The organism is Bartonella bilalgolemi (assembly GCF_023500045.1).
GTDB lineage: Bacteria > Pseudomonadota > Alphaproteobacteria > Rhizobiales > Rhizobiaceae > Bartonella > Bartonella bilalgolemii.
In genome coordinates this window covers 1-16,805 of sequence record NZ_JAMCOF010000007.1, presented here as the reverse complement: position 1 = coordinate 16,805, position 16,805 = coordinate 1, and the positions used below count along the sequence as shown (strand labels likewise).

Sequence of the window (16,805 nt, the reverse complement as noted above, 5' to 3'; positions counted from 1 at the left end):
TAAATATTCAATTATTATTTTTTATTCTACAAGGATACTACAAGATTGAGTTTACTAATTTTGATATCGGTATGAGAGAAACTTTTAATAAGAAAAAAAATAGCGTTTTGAAAAAAATGTGGCGGGATAATCGTCATTCATTAATGAAAACACGATTTATAAAAGTTTTTGTTGTATGGATTTTGGCGAACTATCTGCGTTTTGTTTATTGGACGAATCCACGGTTAAAAAATTCAAATGATATTAGAAAAATATATAATGCTTATAATCCGTTTATTATAACTTTTTGGCATGGACGTCATATTATGGGGCCTTTTTTACGTTCTCAAAGTGAAGAAGTTATTGCTATGTTTTCTCGTTCTGCTGATGCAGAAATAAATGCACAATTAGCCCAAAAATTAGGACTTGAAATTGTCCGTGGCTCAGGGGGGCGCGGCAAAACGCATCATATTCATAAAGGAGGAGCAAAAGCATTATTAACGCTTAAAAATGCTCTTAAATCTGGTAAAACAGCTGCTATGATTGCAGATATCGCGTGTGGAAAAGCACGTGAGTCTGGAAAAGGAATTATTTTATTAGCTAAATTATCTGGCCGTCCTATTATACCTTGTGTGTATGCATTTTCGCGAGAAAAAATTCTTGAAAAAACACGGGATAAAACTGCAATTCCACTTCCTTTTGGACGTTCGATTGTTCTCACAGGTGAAGCATTTTTTGTTCCTAAAGATGCAGATAATTCTTTGTTAGAAGAAAAACGTATACAATTAACAAGTATAATGAATCGTTTGACAGATGAAGCTTACAGCTATCTCAAGACAAGAAAATAAGGGGGGTAAAATGATGGAATTAAAGGCACGTGTGGCCCTTTCAATCTATCGGATAGTTGGTTTTTGTTTACATCCTGTGGTACCATTTTATTTGTTTTTTAGAGCGATGCGTGGGAAAGAGGAACGAGGGCGACACAAGGAGCGTTTAGGGAAAAGCCAAAAAGTGCGTCCTCAAAGTCCATTAATTTGGTTTCATGCGGCGAGTATTGGAGAAACAGTAGCTCTTTTGCCACTCATTAATTATATTTTATCTTTAAAAATACAGGTATTATTGACAACATGTACTGTGACATCTTCTGCGCTTGTTAAGAAATATTTTGGCAATCGATTAATTCACCAATATGCTCCATTGGATTTAGAATTGGCTGTGCGTCATTTTATTAGTCATTGGAAACCTGACTTGGCATTGATTTGTGAATCAGAGATTTGGCCTTTACGTATTAAAGAACTTGCTAAAATGCGCATTCCACAGATTTTAGTTAATGCTCGTATGTCAGAACAGTCTTTTAAAGCTTGGCACAAACGACTCTTTCTTGCTAAGCATATTTTTAAACATATTGATGTAGCTATTGGCCAAAATGAAACGGATGTAACTTATTACTATACGCTTGGTGTAAAATCAGTTGCGCTTTCTGGCAATCTTAAGGCTGAGGTGTGTCCGGTTGGAGATCAGGAATTGCTTACGCGTTATTGTAAGGCTATTGGTAATCGTCCAGTTTGGGCAGCTATTTCAACCCATGAAGGAGAAGAGAGAATTGCTTGTAAAGTTCATAAAATTCTCAAGAGTCATTTTCCAGATTTATTAACGATTATTGTCCCACGTCACCCTGAACGTTCAGAAGATATTATTAAAGTATGTGGTCATGAGGGTTTGCGTTTTGTTCTTAGAAGCAGCAATACTATTCCAGATATGGATACGGATATTTTATTAGGAGATACAATTGGAGAAATGGGTCTTTTTCTTCGTTTGTCGAAAGTTGCTTTCATTGGCAAATCATTGTGTAACTATGGTGGGCATAATCCATTAGAGCTAGCTTTGCTTGGAGTAGCTATTTTAACTGGGCCTCATATTGCAAATTTTCAAAATACGTTTGAGCGATTTTTATCCTGTGATGCAGCTTCTATAGTTGAAGATACGATGCAACTTGCTATCCAAGTGAATAAATTCTTAACAAATGAAACTTTGCGACAAGAAGTAGTTGATAAAGCTTATAAAGTAGCAACAAGTATGGCTGGTGCACTTGAGTGTACATTAAAGGTTCTTGATCCATTTTTGCAGCCGCTTGTGATACAGACGGGTTTAAGGCAGTGTCAAAAATAGGCATGCGTATTTGCTCTCCGCGTTTTTGGTGGAAAAATAAAAGCTTTTTGCGTTTTTTATTAGCACCAATTGCTGAGGTTTACGGTTATTGTGCACGGTGCTGTATGGAAAGAGAGCCTCTTGCTATTGATTTGCCAGTTTTGTGTGTTGGAAATTTTACATTAGGCGGGGCAGGTAAAACACCTGTTGTTATTGCTTTTGCTCAAGTGGCCAAGGAACTTGGCTTAATACCTGGTATTGTATCACGTGGTTATGGTGGAAGAGCCGAAAGAGTGCACCTCGTTGATGTTAGATGTGATAATGCGTATGATGTTGGCGATGAATCACTTTTGCTTGCACGTCATGCTTTTGTTGCTATATCACCTGATCGTTATGCAGCAGCACAACTGCTTAAAGAAAAGGGATGTAATTTTATTTTAATGGATGATGGGTTTCAAAGTCGTCGCCTTTATATGGATTATGCATTGCTTGTTGTGGATGCGATGCGTGGTTTTGGTAATAAAGCTGTTTTTCCAGCGGGACCTTTGCGTGCACCGTTAAAAACGCAATTATCTTTAATGGATAGTGTTTTAGTCATTGGTTGTTTGAATGAGAATGATGATGTTGCTCTTTTTGTTGCACGTACTGGAAAACCTTTGCATTATGCGCATCTTAAATCACTTGTTGATGATGAAGTTGCTGGAAAATCTTTTTTAGCATTTGCGGGCATTGGCAATCCAGATAAATTTTTCAAATCCATTAAAGAAATGTCTGGTCATGTTGTTCAAGCTTATTCTTATCCAGATCACTATTTTTTTACAGCTACGGATTTAAAGAATTTGGTACGGAAGGCCAAAATTCATAATTTATGGCTGACTACGACTGCCAAGGACTATATACGCATACAAGCTAATGACTTACATAAAAGCTTAGAAAGGCTTATTGTCTTTGATGTCAAAGTTGATTTTGTTCAAAGAGATTTTTGCCATATGCTCCTTGAGAAAACTATTGCTCGTTTTAAGAAACGAAATATCACCTTTAATTAATATATTAAAAGCATATGGACACTATTTTAGAATTTCTTATGAGCTATTTTATGTTTTTTAGTAATTGACTAAGATATGGGTTACACTCAAGTTCACGTTGATAGGATAATTCACAACTGGCATATGCTTCTTGACGTTGATGATTCCAGTATTTTAGATTGTCGATAGGGATTTTTTGTCCACTAACTGCACAAACAGTATAAGTGCCATATTTAACAATTTTATAACTATTATTAAAGTAATGAATTGTTGCTTCGCATTCATTTTGAGAGAACATATTTTATGTGCCCTTTCTATGTAATTATGAAAAAATAATACAGATAAAATATTACAGATATTTTATAGAGTTGAGCATAAATGAAGCAAGTAGTTTTTAGCCAGAATAGTTTATGAAATTTTATTTTCTACCAAAAAGACGTTCTATATCAGCCAGTTTAAGTTCAATATAAGTAGGGCGTCCGTGGTTACATGTGGCTGAATTAGGTGTTGCTTCTATTTGTCGTAAAAGTGCATTCATCTCTTCAGGATGCAAAAGACGTCCTGAACGTATTGAGCTATGACAAGCCATAGTTGCTGCAACATAATCAAGCATTCCTTTTAAATTATCTATTGTATCATATTCAGCTGCTTCATCGGCGAGATCTTTAATTAAAGCTTGTACATTAATTTCTCCTAACATAGAAGGTGTTTCGTGTACAGCGATTGCCCCAATTCCAAAGGACTCAATTCCTAATCCAAATTTTTTCAAAGTATCTTTGTGAAATAAAAGGCACGTGGCATCTTCTTCAGAGAGTTCTACAATTTCAGGAATAAGCAATAATTGTGAAGGAAGCGGTTTGGAATACAGAGCATTTTTAAGTGATTCATAAACCAGTCTCTCATGAGCAGCATGCTGGTCTACAATGATAAGACTATCTTGAGTTTGAGCAACAATATAGTTTTTATGGATTTGCGCTCTTGCTGCTCCTAATGGATAATGTAATTCTTCTGATGTTGGTGTATTAATTGCAGCGCGTGTATCGCCACTTGGTGTGCTAAGGTGATCGATAATAGGAATTGTATCTTCTTGTAAATCAATAGAGCTGGTCATATCTAATGGTTTATGAAATATTGATGTTATCTCTGACCCAAAATGATATGGTGGTGTATTATCAGAAAAAGGTTGATGCATTTTTACAGCTTCTAAGGGTTGTGTTCGAAACGCAGCCAACATTGCTTCAGATCCTGTTGACGTAGGACGAATGCCAGTTTGATGCAATGCTTCACGGATTGCTCCGATGATTAAACCACGAATAAGACTTGGGTCACGAAACCGTACATCCATTTTTGCAGGGTGTACATTAACGTCTACATCGGTAGGCGGTAAATGAATAAAAAGAATGGCTATAGCATGACGATCTCGAGCAATAACATCGGCATACGCTCCTCGGATCGCTCCCCATAGAAGTTTGTCACGCACTGGGCGGCCATTAACATAAGCAAATTGATAAAGACTGTTACTGCGATTGAAAGATGGCAAACCGACAAAACCAGTTAGGTGAACAGATTCACGTTTAGCATCAAGGAGAAGACTATTTGGAGCAAATTCTTTTCCCATGATTTGTGTAATACGTTGTAATTGCCCTTGGGTATTTTGTTCCATAGCAGGGAATTCCATGGGCGCTCGATCTATACCGGCAAGAGAAAAACGTATATGTGGAAAGGCGATTGCAATTCGTTTAATTGTGTCCGTGATAGCATTTGTTTCAGCACGATCAGATTTCATAAATTTCAGTCGTGCTGGTGTAACAAAAAAAAGATCACGAACTTCAACAATAGTTCCAGGATTAGCAGCAGAAGGTTTTGGTTCTTCAATTCTTCCTGCAGTAACAATAATTTCAGCAGCACTATTGGAATTTTGTGTTCGTGAGGTCAGTTTAAGTTTTGAAACAGAGCCAATAGAGGGTAACGCTTCTCCACGAAAGCCGAGGAAACAGATATTATGTACATCGTCAATAATTTTAGATGTACAATGACGAGAAATTGCTAAAATTAATTGATCTTCTGGAATACCACAGCCATTGTCACTTACTCTTATCAGGCTTTTTCCACCATTTGCTATGACAATTTCAATACGGCTTGCTCCTGCATCAATAGCATTTTCAACAAGCTCTTTAACGACATTAGCGGGTCGTTCAATAACTTCACCAGCTGCAATTTGATTAATAATAGTTTCGCTAAGATGACGTATAATCATAGTTAAATTTTAACAGCCTTCCCTTTCACTGTATAGAAACTTTAAACTATAATAGCAATATTTATAACTTTTTCGAAGAGAAAAAACTGAAAATATATTCTAAGAGAAATATGTAGGCTTTTGGTAAAAGTTCATTCATGATGGATATCCAGAGTTTCTCTTACAGAAGAATATTTTACTAAATATCATTTTATAGTTCAAAATTATTAATTGTGGTTGTGAACTAAATTGTTAAATTGGGTATAAATATTTGTTATTTTTGAAAGTGCTTGCTTCAATCACTAATACTGATCAAAAAGGAATCAAAAAGATGGAAGGTAAAATGTATGACACGCATGAATGGTATTCTTGCAGATAGTGATATACAGGTTTTAGTTAATAATGGTACTGTTAATGCCATTTGCTCGTTTGATAAGGATCAAATACAACCTGCAAGTCTTGATTTACGTTTAGGAGATAAGGCATATCGTATACGAGCTTCTTTTATGCCGGGATCTAGTGCGACAGTTATTGATAAACTTGAACGATTAAAGCTGTACGAATTTGATTTACAAGATGGGGCAGTTTTAGAAACGGGTTGTGTTTATATCGTTCCTCTTTTAGAAAATTTAGCTTTATCGAAAGTTCTTTCTGCGGTTGCTAATCCAAAAAGTTCTACTGGGCGGTTGGATGTTTTTACGCGCGTGATTTCAGATTATACTCAAGAATTTGATAAAATTTGTATGGGTTATCATGGGCCACTGTATCTTGAAATTAGTCCACGAACATTTCCGATTTTGGTTCGCACGGGTTCACGCTTATCACAACTTCGATTTCGTAAGGGACATAGTTATTTAAAAGAAGTTGAATTGTATGAATTGCATAAAAATGAAATGCTTGTATCTGATGATACTCCTAATATTAACGATGGTGGTATTGGAATTTCCGTTAATTTAGAAGGCAATGAAAATGGACTTGTTGGGTATCGTGGTAAACGTCATACTGATGTTATCGATGTGGATAAAAGTGCTGTTGCTCATATTTTAGATTTTTGGGAGCCTATTTATGATCATGGAACGAAAGAAATAGTTCTTGATCCTCATGAATTTTATATTTTGGTTTCACGGGAGGTTATTCATATTCCTCCCTTTTATGCTGCTGAAATGAAACCATTTGATCCCTTAATTGGAGAATTTAGAGTACATTATGCAGGTTTTTTTGATCCAGGATTTGGAAATATGGAAATAAGTAGAAAAGGAGCACGTGCAGTTTTAGAAGTAAGGAACCATGAAATTCCATTTATTTTAGAGCATGGCCAAATCATTGGCCGTTTAGTTTATGAACATATGCTTAATCGGCCATTAAAGCTTTATGGGCATGATGTTGGTTCACATTATCAGGGACAAGGTTTAAAATTGTCTAAGCATTTTAAATGAGTTTAGAAATACAGATTTTGATGTAATATATGCAAGAATTCTCTTCTTTGAAGAAAGCTTTTCGTATTGTATTTAGAGTAATGGTGTTATTATGATTATTTCCTCAACATTTGATTATCGTAAAGCAGCAAAACGTCGCTTACCTTCTTTTTTGTTTCATTATATTGATGGTGGTGCTTATGCTGAAGAAACAATGCGGCGTAATTATACAGATCTTCAAAAACTTGCATTGCGTCAACGAATTCTAAAACAAATTGGCGATATTGATCTTTCAACTGAGATTTTGGATCAAAAACTTGGTATGCCAGTTGTACTTGCACCTGTTGGGTTAACTGGTATGTATGCACGCCGTGGTGAAGTAAAGGCTGCACGTGCAGCTGTTGCGAAAAATATTCCTTTTACTTTGTCCTCAGTTTCAGTTTGTCCTATTTCAGAAATACAAGCGGCGGTTGGAAAAGAATTTTGGTTTCAACTTTATGTTCTCAAGGATCGTGGATTTATGCGTGATGCATTGGAAAGATCGTGGGCTGCTGGTGTTCGTACATTAGTTTTTACAGTTGATATGCCGGTTCCTGGAGCGCGTTATCGTGATGCTCATTCAGGGATGTCTGGGCCTTATGCTGGAGTGCGCCGTATTATACAAGCTCTTTTTCATCCGCATTGGGCTTGGAATGTTGGTATTATGGGTCATCCACATGATCTTGGAAATATTTCTGCCTATCTTAAAAAGAAAACAACACTACAAGATTATATTGGTTGGCTTGGTGCGAACTTTGATCCATCAATTGGCTGGAGTGATTTGCAATGGATTAGAGACTTTTGGAAAGGAAAGATGATTTTAAAAGGTATTCTTGATCCAGAGGATGCACGTGAGGCAGTACGATTTGGAGCTGATGGTATTGTTGTGTCCAATCACGGTGGACGTCAGCTTGATGGGGTATTATCAACTGCACAGGCATTACCGAAAATTGCGGATATTATAAAAGGTGATTTAACTATTTTAGTTGATTCTGGTATTCGTTCTGGTCTTGATGTGATTCGTATGATAGCGCAAGGTGCGGATGCTGTGATGATCGGTCGTGCTTTTGTTTACGCGCTTGCTGCAGCAGGTGAGCAAGGTGTCATCAATCTCCTTGAGCTTTTTGCTCAAGAAATGCGCGTGGCTATGACATTAACTGGTGTGCGTACAATTAGAGAAATTACACGTGAAAATTTAGTTAGTCCAGAGAGTCTACAAGGATAATCAAGATAAGAAGAGTTTAGCATTGTAGATTGCGTAAAATTATTTTGATTAAATGCGAGAGAAGTATGATGTACTGTTATTTGATTTTGTTTTGCCATTATCGATATCGGTAATTTTTTCTAAAAATTAAATCTATTCAATAAAGACGATTAGGTTGGATGTTTCATGTTCTGTTTAACTGCAGAGTAATGGGTTATACTGATATGAAAAATACTTTATATTCTGTGAGAAGCTTCCGAAACGGCTCTTGAATTGGAAAAAAATTATACAATTAACACTACAACAAAAGTCTAAAATTATAAAGATAGTTACGTTGCGATGTAGCATATCAATAACTTGTTTCGACTATAGAAAATTAATTCTGAAATATTTTTCTCATTCAAAATTATACCTGTCATTTTCAGTACGAATTCATTAATTCTAAGAATTAGATGTCCAACAGCTTAAACAAACCATCAATATTGTAAGTATAAATATATTTTCATCTGTTTTGATAATATTTCAATTATTTTTTGCAATCTTTAGAATAGAATTCTTGTAGTTGATGTGAATGGCTGTTACTTTTTTGAGGAAGCAATGAGTGGAACGGATTTTTTGACTGTAAGCGCAATAAATGAGGCAATTAGAACTTTTAACAAATCACCTATCATAAATCCTAATGACATTGCGAAAGCTGTCAATAAAGGAATCTTAAAAACATATACGATCCAAAATATTCCAAAAAGATAGATAATCCCAATTCCACCTATACTATTTATTATAACCAATTTTATAAAATTTAGTCGTTGCCAAAACGATTTAACCATAAGACCAATAAAGAATGCTGCAAATGGATAACCAATCATATAGCCACCACCAACTCCCAAAAAAACACCAATACCTCCACGTCCACCAGCCAACAGAGGCAAACCGATAGCAACCAAGAAAAGAAAAAGTGCTGATGCTGCAGCGCCTCTTTTTGCTCCAAGAATAGATCCGGCTAACATTGGTCCCATAGACTGGGCAGTAATAGGAAGACCAAGAAAAAAAGGAAGAAAAATAGGAGGGAAAAAACCTAAAACTGCATAAAGGGCGGCAAATAAAGCAATATAAGTTAAATCTTTTGTTTTCACTAAATTATTCCTTTAAATACAATTGGTTATCATCATAATTATAAGAACGTGCATCTAATGCTTCTGCTACTTCTGATGCTATCCTTATTGTTCGGATAATTAAGGGTATTGCAAGAGCTATAATGTTTATATTAAGTCCACGCGCTCTCTGTGCTTCACGTATCTCATTGAATTTTTCACTAATAACCGGAATAAATCTAATTGCCATAGATAAGGCAATACTTAATTTTGATGAATTTACACCCAAACATGAAAAGAATCGAAACCCTACTTCAATCGAAGTTATCATATCTGAAACTTTTGTTGTGAACGAAATAAGTGATGCTAGAGAAATAAGAATAATCAAGCGCAATATAATCGAAAAACCTGTAAGCCAATTATCAAAAATAGCTTGAAAAATAAATATAAAGATTAAAAATAGCCATACTGATTTAAACTGTTTTATTATTTTATTGAAAGGAATTTTAGCTATTCTATATAATAAGGATATAAATAATAAAAAAAATAAAAAAGTAGATATTGATGAAACCATAAAGATAGTGGTTCCACACAGGATAAGAAGTGATAATTTTATTCCTGGTCTAAGCCGGTGAATAAATGTGTCTTGAGATATATATGAACTGATCATGACATTCTTCTTATATATTCTTTGATTGCAACCAAAGGTATATCATCAACGGCTATTTCTCCCTTATCAAAAACAAGCACTCTATCAAATTCTTTTAGGAATTCCAAATCGTGCGATACAACGATAGTTGTTTGTGGTAATTCTTTAATGGCTTGTGTAACGCGGCGTTTATTTTGTAAATCAAGTGATGTTGTTGGTTCATCAAAAACAATATAGTTTGGTTTCATTGCCACCACACTTGAGATAGCAACTAATTGTTTTTGTCCACCACTTAATAAATGAATGGCATGGTTTCTAAATGCCTGGAGGTCATAATACTGTAAAATTTCATCTACTCGTTTTTTTATTTCATCCTTGCTCAATTTTAAGTTTTTAAGACCAAAGGATAAATCTTCTTCCACTAAAGGTAATACAATTTGATTATCGGGATTTTGGAAAACAAATCCTACTTTACGTCTTATTGCTTTTGTATCATGTTTTGTATCCAATCCATCAATATTTACAGAGCCAATTGATGGAAGCTGTAAACCATTAATAAGGCGAACAAATGTACTTTTTCCAGAACCATTTGCACCAATAATTGCAATCCTTTTTTCAGTGAGATTTATGTTAATATTTTTTAAAACGCATAAATCATCAAAGATTTGCGTCACCTTATCAAATTTTATCCCCAAAATTTATTCCAATCAATTTCTTTATATGATTTCAGAGCTATCGTTTAAGTTTATACCCTAGTAACAAAAGTAAACACCATATAGGAATGGTAATAACTGCTAAGCTCATATCAGGCATTTGTAGAGGAATATAGGATTCGAGAAAGTTTACTTTTATTCCTACCATTTCAAAAAGTTGAGCAATTAACCCATTTTTTCCTAAGCCACTTACAAACATGATGCAAAACAATAGTAGAAGAAAACAAAGACAAAGATAATTTGCATAAGGATATAAGCCAAATGCATAAACAAACGATTTTTCTTTGCCTTTATGTATTTTTCGAAACTTAAAATGTACAATAACAATGATTGTCCAAGTAATAGCTACTGTTACAGTTGTAATCGACATAATTCTCATAAAACTATTGTCTGGTATAAAAATATTAATGACAATAATTGTCGCAGTACAAATTGATGAAAAAAGAATGGCAATATAAGGAACACAAGTAGCATTAAGTTTACTAAAAATACGTGGCGCATTTTTTTGCATTGCTAAACTATAAAGTATACGGCCATTAGAATAAATGGCACTATTGTAAACTGAAATAGCAGCCATAATCACAACAAAATTCAAAATATGACCAGCTACAGGAATACCTATAGTTTCAAAAATAGTGACGAAAGGACTGCCATTTTTTCTAATCATATTCCATGGGCTTATCATCATAATTACACTTATAGAACCGATATAAAAAATGATAACACGCCACATAACTTTACGAATAGCTGTTGGAATTGTTTTTTGTGGATTTGATGTTTCTCCAGCTGCAATACTGATAAGCTCTGTGCCACCAAAAGAAAACATGAGTATAGAAGTAGCAAATACAACTCCCATTGCACCATAAGGGAAAAAACCGCCGTGATCCCAAAGATAATTAATGTTAGCCTGACTTCCATTCATCCCTGTTATAATGATAAAGATTCCAAATACGATCATACCAACAACAGCAATAATTTTAATCAAAGCTAAACCAAATTCAAATTCTCCATAAAAACGGACATCAATAAGATTAATCAATGTAATAAACAAGAGAACGAACAAAGATGATTTCCAATGATCAATTAAAATCCAGTGATCAAGATAAAATCCAATAACTGTCAGCTCGGTCATACCAACAAGAATATAAAGAAACCAGTAATTCCAACCTGTTATAAAACCAGCAAGACATCCCCAATACTTGTAAGCGAAGAAACTAAAAGCGCCTGAAGTTGGTTCTTCAGCTGACATTTCACCAAGCATTCGCATAATAAGATAGATAATGCACCCTCCAATAAGATATGCTAAAATAGTTGAAGGGCCAGCTAATTGGATAGCTTCTGTTGATCCATAAAAAAGGCCTGTTCCAATAACACCTCCCAAGGCAATCATTTGAACATGACGATTTTTAAGGCCACGTTTTAACTCATTGTATTTTAGCTCAACATTGTTCATTATTCTGATGTATTCAACCTAAATTTTATATAAAAACAAAAAATACTTTTGTAAGCTATGAAGAATAAACACGCTAATTTCACTATACTTTTACCAGTGAGGAGGACGTTCAACAGGAATTTCGGAGAGATTTCGCTCTTCTAAATCTAGCAATCGTTTTGTTAAAACATTTAATTTTTTAGACATTTCATCTAAACTTTTCCATTGATCAGTCACCACACAAGAAAGTTCCTCAATAAGCTTTTCTTGATGAGATAGTTTAATCTCTAATTCTGTTATTCTATTTTCATATGACATTGCCTTCTAACTCCATTTTAACTTTATAACTATAAGTACAGAAATGAGAAACACTTTTCTATTAAATAATTATCATATTAGTATGGTTTTGATTGTATAAAAACACAAACGCTCTTATTTTTTCATTGCTCGCAAAATTACAAACACTCTTCTAAACAGAACATTTCGCGTCATTTTATTATACAAAAATTTTTATTTTCAGTCCTACTTCTAAAATTGGATTGATCATAAATCGAAGAAATATTTCATTCGCTTTAAAATAATAAAAACTCAAGAAATATAACTTTATTTCTTTTCCTTATAAGGATCTATTTTTCTATTTTAGTAACCGTGACATTTTATGAATTATTGAAAAAATTACCTGCTTGCTTTTATATATACTTTTAGTTATTACCCTCGAAATAGTCTTTAGTTTTAAGTAATATACAAGTCTATGCCGTATTAGCTCAGTTGGTAGAGCACATCATTCGTAATGATGGGGTCGCTGGTTCGAATCCGGCATGCGGCACCGTTTTTGTCTTTAATACATTGAAATATATAGATTTCTCCTTTAAATTACTATTTGAGGATCACCTTTCAATCATCCTTTGCGATTTATATAATTTTACCTAATTTATGCTTATTTACTCTTTATTCCGTATTTTGCTTTGATTGATTATAATGGGTAACCAACCAACACAAAAAATATGCTTATTTGTTACACAACCAGCGAGAAAGAGCAGTCCGCACATCGGCGTTAATTTTTGATTAACTTCATCTTCTACTTCCAGTTGTGTTGTTGCTGCTTTTACAGTTTTTTCTGTTTGCTTTTTCTGTTCAATTTTTTGCCAAGGGTAAAAGTTTTTGCTAAAGTCATAAAAAAGCAGCTAAAGACGCACTTTTTATCAGCAGATTTTTCTAATACACTAGATCATAAGTGATGCTTTTGAAAGTATTTGACGACAAAGAAAATAGCAACACTTGCTACTAAAACCATAATGCCGGCTAGTGTCCATTGCACTGGACCATTGCCTGCCAACAAACCACCAAGACCTGAAAAAGAACCAACGACTGGTACAAAGGATTCTGGTTTAAAAAAATCCTGTTGGCTCTTTGAATTTTGCTATTTGATAGTTGGAAGGATCAAAATCACCTCTCACCCATAACCCTGCTTCTACTATACATCGACAGACGAGACCTTGCAAGTGCTTATCACCGGCTTTGGTCCATTTTTGTAGTTCAGGGTGTTTTCAAGTACTTAACTTGGAAATATACATTGATGCAATAATGTAAAGAATAAAAATAGTTTTTATCTTATAATAATCATATACTGTACAATGTACAGTCAATTTAAAAATTCTGTCGCTAGCGATAGTTCGCGCTGTTCCGCCCCGCAACAGACCTAACCTGCTGGAAAGTACCTTTTGCATTGATTTTATTGTATTTTTTTGGAAATAGGAGAGGCATAATTGATAATCTTCTTTAAATTAACATCTTCTCTACTCTGAAAGTAGAGAAGATAAGATTGTATTTTAAATCTAAGCAGCTTTCACGACAGATCTTGCTAAGACTTGTTTTGCCTTTTTAATGAGGGCTTTGTAGTGTTTGCTCTCTTCTGCTAGCGTAAAGGCTTTAACAAGATGCATGTGAAGCAGTCTATTGCTATATTATTTTTAAATAACATAGCCTCTTACTAGTCGCCCCATTTTTTTATTAGTGCGGAGAGAAAAATAATATCTAAGGCATTTACAGAAATACTAGTATTCCTAAACTCGATTTCAATTATTGACTTCATTTTAAAGTAATGCCTATTACTTGTTTTACTGTTTGTGTACCAGCCGTAAAGATTACCTCTACTGGTCTGTCTAGTATGGCTGCTATTTTAGCCAAATCAAGGATGGCTTTTCCCGCTAGGTTGTCACAGGACCAAGCTCCTAACTGTGTATCTGAACTGGACTTATATTTTATTTTTAAAGTACAGGTAGGTGCCTCTGTTTTAACTGTAACCGAATCTATATAACCTGGTTGTACATAAGATGCGCTGATAGATGGTTTTATCATTAAGATTGTCATAATCAAGGATAGAAGTATTTTTCTTTTAATTTTCATAATAGTTTCCCTCTCTAAAATTTAAAATAGTAGAATTTAATTTTCTTCTCATTGCAAAGGATAAAGATTCTTAAGAGTTTTCCTTTTACATATTCAAAATTTGTTTGCGCTTACCCATTTTCTCTGTATATGACTGCGAGAAAAACAGATGCGGTTTGTGTTGTGCAGTGATACTAATATTAATAAACTATCTCCCTATCAGCTTTTTGTAAGCAGATTATTATCTAAACTCATACCAAGATTAATCTCAGATAGAGCGATTTAAACATGATTTTTGTTTTGCTTTGTTTCTCCAGTTTTTCCAGGCTCCCTTTTGCAAGTTTTAATTAATGCACATCTTATATTCATGTTTTAAAAACAAGGCTTTACAATATGAAGGATAAAAATATTCTGTTATTATTTATGCAGTATTTGATTTATAAAAAAATATATTTTTTTATTATAGTAAATACATTTATAAGCTACTCATCATCAAGATTAATAACGAATATTGCAAGTATAGCGTAATGAGATTTCCAAAACCAATCCGTTCCAAATTGCTGTGGTGATTTTTTAGGAGAACAGAATGACTTTGATGTACATTCAGCGTATTTCTTCCATTTCTCTTCTCCCCAAGCTGGATGTCTATCAGGGAAAGCAGCTAGCTGCGGTTGAGCTCCTCCGCCTGCAAGATACATATATAACTGCTCTCTATAATCTGGATTCGGAACAAAATCACCAACAGTTTCCCCTCTCACACTTTCCCATCCAATAATTTGATTCCAGTGAATCATACCCAATGCAGCTATTTCTTCTTCATCATGGTATGGAGAGTAACCCCCTAACGACGCATTAACATCAATGAAATTAGGAGTAGCTCTAATATGATAAACATAACCATTATGATTAAGACGATCATTTACCCAATCAATTGCAATTGTTCGATTGATTGTTGTAGATACATAGCCAGAATTATGGCGCGCCATTCCTGTCGCATTTCCAGTCACATGATTCCATAAATTTATATCTGGTGGAGGTTGATTAGGCCGTGTTCCATCCATCCCTCGCGATAGGAAACCACCCTCACGTTTTATTTCTTCAGGAGATTGCATAGTCGCTCGATAGACTTTACGAACAAGATCATTCGCAAAGACAGATTGCGAAAATATAATAATTATTACAGAAACAAATAATTTAAACACTTTTTTTTATCCCCCTCGCATCCTTAAGGATGAGTTGATCACTTTATAGAACATATGAGCAAGCTCTTACTTTCTTACTTTCCTTATGAAAGGTTTCATTTACTTTTCTAATATAAAAATTTAAGTTAAGTAAGGGTAAATTCTCATTAATTTTTTTGGGAAAGATCAAAACACAAGCGACAATCTGTTTTTAAAATTACAATTAAAGTGAGGAGTTTGTAAGCATAGCTTAAGAACATTATTTAGCTTTCTTATTGGCGGCATATTCTTGACGAGCAAGTTGGTACTGTATGTTTTTGATTAGTTTTTCATTGGCTTTTTTACAATAGCACTTGCAATTTCTGGCTTGGACATCACCGCAGCAATTGACGGTCCGTCTTGTTTTGCAATGGGAAATTATCTCCATCCACTCTTTGAAACACATTCCCTTTCATCTTTTTTAATTCAACACGTTTTGGAAAACTCCCACCCTTGATAAAACCATGAGGCAAGATTTCTTTTTTGCCAAACATTCTGTAAGTCACACCGCGTTTTGTTTCTTTTGCTTGGAAAAATTTAAGAGCTATCGGTGTTCCAGAACCAATGATATCTGTCTCGAGAAGCTTTGTTGTAGCCTTTTCTTTAATATAAACACCTTTTTTGACACGCTTTGATTGGGCAGATGTAACGTCAGCAATTTGTTTTTCAGCAAAGCGTTCGACTTGTTTTGCAGAGGTGTTTACAGCATTACGCAAAGCCCAATTAAGATGTGGTGCTTGAAGACTGGCAAAAGTATCCTGCACGTATGTTGCGTCATAAAGCAGTTATCCAATGTGCTCGTTATGCTTTCGGATTTTCCGGTATTTATGACGAAGATGAAGCTGAACGGATTAATCAGGGCGCCAGTTCACAAAGGCAGCCTGTCTCCGAGGAAATGATCATGGAAATCCAAAGCCTTATGCATGAAACACAAACAGACGAAACGAAAGTTTTGAGCTTTGCAAATGTCAGAAATATAATAGATCTTTCTCTTCAAGAAGGACAGACGGTTTTGCATCTCTTACAGAAAAAAAGAGAGAAGCACTCCTCTCAAGAACAACAGCCTGTTGAAATTGTCTATGACTATGATGAGGCTTACAGTCAAGACAGTGTTCATCACCCAGAGCAACGGGCGGTGTGAGATGAAGCAAAGAACTGCAGAATGGTTTCAAGCACGTTTAGGGAAGGTCACCTCTTCAAATATTTACAACGTCCTTAGTCGAACCACTAAAAACTTGCCCACAAGCAAATATGAAGAATACAAAATCA

15 protein-coding genes, 1 tRNA gene and 5 pseudogenes are annotated in these 16,805 nt (G+C 34.7%); 8 read left to right on the top strand and 13 right to left on the bottom strand.

The genetic code is table 11. From position 1 onward, the window contains the following. The first annotated feature begins 71 nt into the window (after positions 1–71). Genes M4Z11_RS04810 through lpxK form a run of 3 tightly spaced genes read left to right on the top strand, consistent with a single transcriptional unit; the run spans position 72 to position 3,173 of the window. The gene (locus M4Z11_RS04810) at positions 72–827 is read left to right on the top strand and encodes a lysophospholipid acyltransferase family protein (protein ID WP_249677064.1); all 756 of its coding nucleotides are present in this window, start codon (positions 72–74) and stop codon (positions 825–827) included. A gap of 10 nt (positions 828–837) precedes the next feature. Next, positions 838–2,148, top strand: a complete 1,311-nt coding sequence (waaA, locus tag M4Z11_RS04805; RefSeq protein WP_249677060.1) for a lipid IV(A) 3-deoxy-D-manno-octulosonic acid transferase — start codon at positions 838–840, stop codon at positions 2,146–2,148. 2 nt (positions 2,149–2,150) lie between these two features. Beyond that, on the top strand, positions 2,151–3,173 hold the full coding sequence (lpxK, locus tag M4Z11_RS04800; protein ID WP_249677180.1) for a tetraacyldisaccharide 4'-kinase: 1,023 nt from the start codon (positions 2,151–2,153) through the stop codon (positions 3,171–3,173). Between the two features lie 43 nt (positions 3,174–3,216). Here lpxK and M4Z11_RS04795 read toward each other — a convergent pair whose 3' ends face one another. Next, entirely contained in the window at positions 3,217–3,450 is a 234-nt protein-coding gene (locus M4Z11_RS04795) for a DUF2093 domain-containing protein (protein WP_249677058.1), read from the bottom strand. Between the two features lie 120 nt (positions 3,451–3,570). Further along, entirely contained in the window at positions 3,571–5,409 is a 1,839-nt protein-coding gene (gene mutL, locus M4Z11_RS04790; protein WP_249677054.1) for a DNA mismatch repair endonuclease MutL, read from the bottom strand. A 326-nt stretch (positions 5,410–5,735) separates the two neighbouring features. On the opposite strand from mutL, the gene M4Z11_RS04785 reads away from it, so the two are divergent. Beyond that, positions 5,736–6,824: a 2'-deoxycytidine 5'-triphosphate deaminase gene (locus M4Z11_RS04785; RefSeq protein ID WP_249677050.1), complete on the top strand. Its 1,089-nt coding sequence runs from the start codon at positions 5,736–5,738 to the stop codon at positions 6,822–6,824. A gap of 91 nt (positions 6,825–6,915) precedes the next feature. After that, positions 6,916–8,067, top strand: a complete 1,152-nt coding sequence (lldD, locus tag M4Z11_RS04780; protein ID WP_249677046.1) for an FMN-dependent L-lactate dehydrogenase LldD — start codon at positions 6,916–6,918, stop codon at positions 8,065–8,067. A gap of 557 nt (positions 8,068–8,624) precedes the next feature. Here the strand turns inward: lldD and M4Z11_RS04775 are convergent. From M4Z11_RS04775 to M4Z11_RS04755, 5 genes are all read right to left on the bottom strand, one after another. Next, on the bottom strand, positions 8,625–9,179 hold the full coding sequence (locus M4Z11_RS04775; RefSeq protein ID WP_249677045.1) for a biotin transporter BioY: 555 nt from the start codon (positions 9,177–9,179) through the stop codon (positions 8,625–8,627). Between the two features lie 4 nt (positions 9,180–9,183). Further along, positions 9,184–9,807, bottom strand: a complete 624-nt coding sequence (locus tag M4Z11_RS04770) for an energy-coupling factor transporter transmembrane component T family protein (RefSeq protein ID WP_249677043.1) — start codon at positions 9,805–9,807, stop codon at positions 9,184–9,186. Beyond that, a complete protein-coding gene (locus M4Z11_RS04765) occupies positions 9,804–10,481 on the bottom strand; it encodes an energy-coupling factor ABC transporter ATP-binding protein (RefSeq protein WP_249677041.1) in 678 nt (225 codons plus the stop codon). The genes M4Z11_RS04770 and M4Z11_RS04765 overlap by 4 nt, the downstream gene beginning before the upstream one ends. Positions 10,482–10,518: 37 nt before the next feature. Beyond that, entirely contained in the window at positions 10,519–11,952 is a 1,434-nt protein-coding gene (locus M4Z11_RS04760) for an amino acid permease (protein ID WP_249677039.1), read from the bottom strand. A gap of 90 nt (positions 11,953–12,042) precedes the next feature. Continuing rightward, positions 12,043–12,249: a SlyX family protein gene (locus M4Z11_RS04755; protein ID WP_249677038.1), complete on the bottom strand. Its 207-nt coding sequence runs from the start codon at positions 12,247–12,249 to the stop codon at positions 12,043–12,045. Positions 12,250–12,684: 435 nt separating this feature from the next. On the opposite strand from M4Z11_RS04755, the gene M4Z11_RS04750 reads away from it, so the two are divergent. After that, positions 12,685–12,757, top strand: a tRNA-Thr gene (locus M4Z11_RS04750). A gap of 182 nt (positions 12,758–12,939) precedes the next feature. On the opposite strand, the pseudogene M4Z11_RS07430 reads toward M4Z11_RS04750, so the two are convergent. The 6 genes and pseudogenes from M4Z11_RS07430 to M4Z11_RS04725 form a co-directional block, all read right to left on the bottom strand. Then, positions 12,940–13,140: pseudogene (locus tag M4Z11_RS07430) on the bottom strand (hypothetical protein). 19 nt (positions 13,141–13,159) lie between these two features. Beyond that, positions 13,160–13,469, bottom strand: a pseudogene (locus M4Z11_RS04745) (lysozyme); the annotation flags it as partial. Positions 13,470–13,766: 297 nt separating this feature from the next. Next, a pseudogene (locus tag M4Z11_RS04740) lies at positions 13,767–13,880 on the bottom strand (phage antirepressor Ant); the annotation flags it as partial. 139 nt (positions 13,881–14,019) lie between these two features. After that, positions 14,020–14,337: a hypothetical protein gene (locus M4Z11_RS04735; RefSeq protein WP_249677036.1), complete on the bottom strand. Its 318-nt coding sequence runs from the start codon at positions 14,335–14,337 to the stop codon at positions 14,020–14,022. A 461-nt stretch (positions 14,338–14,798) separates the two neighbouring features. Continuing rightward, complete coding sequence (locus M4Z11_RS04730) at positions 14,799–15,518, bottom strand: enterotoxin A family protein (RefSeq protein WP_249677034.1); 720 nt, start codon at positions 15,516–15,518, stop codon at positions 14,799–14,801. 238 nt (positions 15,519–15,756) lie between these two features. Beyond that, positions 15,757–16,300: pseudogene (locus tag M4Z11_RS04725) on the bottom strand (phage tail protein). A gap of 2 nt (positions 16,301–16,302) precedes the next feature. Here M4Z11_RS04725 and M4Z11_RS04720 point away from each other — a divergent pair. Together M4Z11_RS04720 and M4Z11_RS04715 are read left to right on the top strand one after the other, a co-directional pair. Further along, on the top strand, positions 16,303–16,677 hold the full coding sequence (locus M4Z11_RS04720) for a recombinase RecT (RefSeq protein WP_249677032.1): 375 nt from the start codon (positions 16,303–16,305) through the stop codon (positions 16,675–16,677). A 1-nt stretch (position 16,678) separates the two neighbouring features. Beyond that, positions 16,679–16,805: pseudogene (locus tag M4Z11_RS04715) on the top strand (lambda exonuclease family protein); the annotation flags it as partial.

What these genes read in the sequence shown, in the direction of transcription:
- M4Z11_RS04810 (WP_249677064.1), top strand. Translation starts at nt 72, where the DNA reads ATGAGAGAAACTTTTAATAAGAAAAAAAATAGCGTTTTGAAAAAAATG.
- waaA (WP_249677060.1), top strand. Translation starts at nt 838, where the DNA reads ATGATGGAATTAAAGGCACGTGTGGCCCTTTCAATCTATCGGATAGTT.
- lpxK (WP_249677180.1), top strand. Translation starts at nt 2,151, where the DNA reads ATGCGTATTTGCTCTCCGCGTTTTTGGTGGAAAAATAAAAGCTTTTTG.
- M4Z11_RS04795 (WP_249677058.1), bottom strand. Translation starts at nt 3,450, where the DNA reads ATGTTCTCTCAAAATGAATGCGAAGCAACAATTCATTACTTTAATAAT.
- mutL (WP_249677054.1), bottom strand. Translation starts at nt 5,409, where the DNA reads ATGATTATACGTCATCTTAGCGAAACTATTATTAATCAAATTGCAGCT.
- M4Z11_RS04785 (WP_249677050.1), top strand. Translation starts at nt 5,736, where the DNA reads ATGACACGCATGAATGGTATTCTTGCAGATAGTGATATACAGGTTTTA.
- lldD (WP_249677046.1), top strand. Translation starts at nt 6,916, where the DNA reads ATGATTATTTCCTCAACATTTGATTATCGTAAAGCAGCAAAACGTCGC.
- M4Z11_RS04770 (WP_249677043.1), bottom strand. Translation starts at nt 9,807, where the DNA reads ATGATCAGTTCATATATATCTCAAGACACATTTATTCACCGGCTTAGA.
- M4Z11_RS04760 (WP_249677039.1), bottom strand. Translation starts at nt 11,952, where the DNA reads ATGAACAATGTTGAGCTAAAATACAATGAGTTAAAACGTGGCCTTAAA.
- M4Z11_RS04755 (WP_249677038.1), bottom strand. Translation starts at nt 12,249, where the DNA reads ATGTCATATGAAAATAGAATAACAGAATTAGAGATTAAACTATCTCAT.
- M4Z11_RS04735 (WP_249677036.1), bottom strand. Translation starts at nt 14,337, where the DNA reads ATGAAAATTAAAAGAAAAATACTTCTATCCTTGATTATGACAATCTTA.
- M4Z11_RS04720 (WP_249677032.1), top strand. Translation starts at nt 16,303, where the DNA reads ATGTTGCGTCATAAAGCAGTTATCCAATGTGCTCGTTATGCTTTCGGA.